This is a genomic window from Synechococcus sp. CCY9202 (assembly GCF_034931685.1).
GTDB lineage: Bacteria > Cyanobacteriota > Cyanobacteriia > PCC-6307 > Cyanobiaceae > CBW1002.
The window spans coordinates 1-2,644 of the sequence record NZ_JAYGID010000067.1 but is presented as its reverse complement, the minus strand read 5'-3'; the positions used below and the strand labels follow the sequence as shown (position 1 = coordinate 2,644).

Here is a 2,644-nt window from a genome sequence, read left to right as displayed (position 1 = left end):
CTAGAGTATCCTTGTGTAAGCCAGTGGGATCGGATATCTGACCATGGTACTTTCAATGGCCTTAGCCAAACCCACCGATGAAACAACCATACCAGCCCTCCCTACTGCGTTTGATTCATGCCGCCACCGCAGGAGCTGTTGGCGTCGGATGGTTGACAGGTCTAGTCATCTATAGCAACTATGACGGCCGGCTGTTCCACCTGCCATGGGCCTATGGCGGAAACCTCTGGGAGCTCCATGAATACGCAGGCAACCTTTTGCTGCCTATCGCCATCCTGCTAGCTCTTTATGCGGTCACCCTGGGCAACTGGAGATTGCACAAGCCATCCAACACCGTGATGCTCTTAGCCCTTGCCCTACCCCTACTCAGTGGCCAAGGCATGCACAAGAAATGGATGATCGAAGGACAGTTTGATCATCTGATGTACAAGATCCATCTGCTCGGATGGATGCTGATCGCTGCAGGACTCATCTGGCATGTTGCCAGCGCCCTTCAACGCGGGGGCGTTGCATTGGTCGCATCCATGGCAGACCTACAGGTCAAGGAACACGACAACCCCACCGACTGGCCTAACCAGATATTTAATTGGTTTGGCCATCACCGATGAAGAGTCTGGTTGCCGAAAGGAAGCAAGGGAGAAAGCAATAGCCAGGCGGTGCATTCGTAACGAAAGACTTTTTATGGGTAAGCGCGCAGCTTCCCCTCGATCTACACAGAACACATCGATCGCTGAGTTGCTAATTCAGCGATCAGGGTTCATAGTGGATGAACTGAGCTGCGGAATCAGCTTCCAAGCAGTCAACTCTTGACTGCTCCTGTTCACCCTCCGGAAAGGGTCACAGGACCTCCTGAGTTACACCATTGAGAGGGGCACTACCCTCTCTCATAAGGACTGGTTCTGTTTTTGGGGTCCACATAAGACGGATGTAATCAATTGTTCCATTTTCTTTCGGCTTTTCGATCGCCCTTGCCCCTTCACCCCCAAGCACGCCAATAACATTGGCCGCCGGGGCGTTATCAAAGGTATAATCAGCATTTAACTTCATTCCAGATGACATGATCACGGGAGAAGTTGTGTGCGCCACCGTGAAGAGATTTGGCTGCGACTGGCCTACGCCTCCAGCCTGGTTGAAGGTGTAAGCAAATTTTGCTTACGTGACTTCGTCATCCTCGGTTAGGTCATCGTATTCTGTGGCCCAGGAGAACATCTACCAGCATCCGACGATATCTTGCTCCTCACCACCGTCGAACATCATAACGGCGATGTTCAGGTCTTTCATCTTGTTACTTATTTGGCTCCTCCAGTGATAGTGGAAATTTTCATGGTGGTGAAAGCTTGTTGCGTTACTTTTGAGTAATTGGCCAAGAGGATATCCATGGCCGATCTCCAATCTTGGACTTTTTGACTTTGGCGGATTATCAAGGAAAATAGTGAATATCTTAAAAAGGCAACAAGCCTTTAACGCTGAGATGATTCAAATTAAAATCAAGTCTTCAGCGAAGAAGCCTTATGAATCAGGCCTCAGCACTACCGTAGGGTTGATATTGAATCGCACCAAAGGCGTCCGAATTGAGGAAAGAACCAACCCTGAGCCCAGCAGTTCCAGCCTGCTCGGACTCCCTTCGCTACTCTGTGTGACGATTACCGGTTCATCGACTGTTCCCCGGAAAGGGAGTAGTTGATGAAGACAGTCTTGATCTGGGTGTAGAAATTGACTCTCTCTTCTCCCATCTCTCGGTCGCCAACGCCCGTGATACCGACCCCACCGAAAGGAAGCTGGGCTTCGCCGCCGATCGACGGCTCATTGACATGGACCATGCCGGAATGGGTGTCCTGGGTGAAGCGCTGTGCGGTGATGAGGCTGCGGGTATACATCGCAGACGACAGGCCAAAGGCAACACCGTTCGCCAACGCGATCGCTTCTTCATAGGTGGAGAATTCACTCAACGCCAGCACGGGGCCGAAAACTTCCTCCTGGAACAGGCGATGGTTTGCCTTGACACCATCAAAGATGGTGGGCTGCAGGTAATAGCCATCGCCGGCAGAAGTCGCCAAGCTCCCCCCCGCAATCAGGTTCAGGCCTTCATTCTTCGCAATCTCGACGTAGGAGATGTCGGTATTCAATTGGTCCTGATCCACAACCGGGCCCATCTGGGTGGCAGGATCCAAACCATTGCCTACTTTCAATGAGTTTGTTGCGGCAACAAGGAGATCCAGGAACTTGGACTTCACGTCTATATGAACCAGCACGCGGGAGGTGGCGGTGCATCGTTGGCCGCTGGAGCCAAAGCCGCCGCCGATCACGCCCTGCACCGCCCTCTCCAGATCGGCATCATCCATCACGATGAGCGCGTTCTTTCCACCCATCTCGCAGGTGACTTTGGCGAGCTTTTTGGCGCCGTTTTCGTACAGCCGTGAGCCCACGGGATTCGAACCCGTGAAGGAGAGAACCTTGGTAGCAGGATGGTTGACGATCGTGTCGCCGATCTCCGCTCCTGATCCAACAACCATATTAAGGGCACCTCGAAAAATCGCAAGACCGCTTGATAGCGACCGAATTGAATTATACTAAGGCTTCAAGATTACATACTTTCCATGGGCCAGCGAGGTTTCTGGGACGAACAGCAAAGAGTTGCAAAGCT

The 2,644-nt window shown here is 52.1% G+C and carries 2 protein-coding genes; one reads left to right on the top strand and one right to left on the bottom strand.

Annotation, left to right across the window (positions count from 1 at the left end; genetic code table 11):
• Positions 1-77 precede the first annotated feature (77 nt).
• A complete protein-coding gene (locus VB777_RS09245; RefSeq protein WP_323248532.1) occupies positions 78-608 on the top strand; it encodes a cytochrome B in 531 nt (176 codons plus the stop codon).
• Positions 609-1,643: 1,035 nt separating this feature from the next.
• On the opposite strand, the gene VB777_RS09240 is transcribed toward VB777_RS09245, so the two are convergent.
• Entirely contained in the window at positions 1,644-2,534 is an 891-nt protein-coding gene (locus tag VB777_RS09240) for an aldehyde dehydrogenase family protein (RefSeq protein ID WP_323248534.1), read from the bottom strand.
• Between the last annotated feature and the right edge of the window lie 110 nt (positions 2,535-2,644).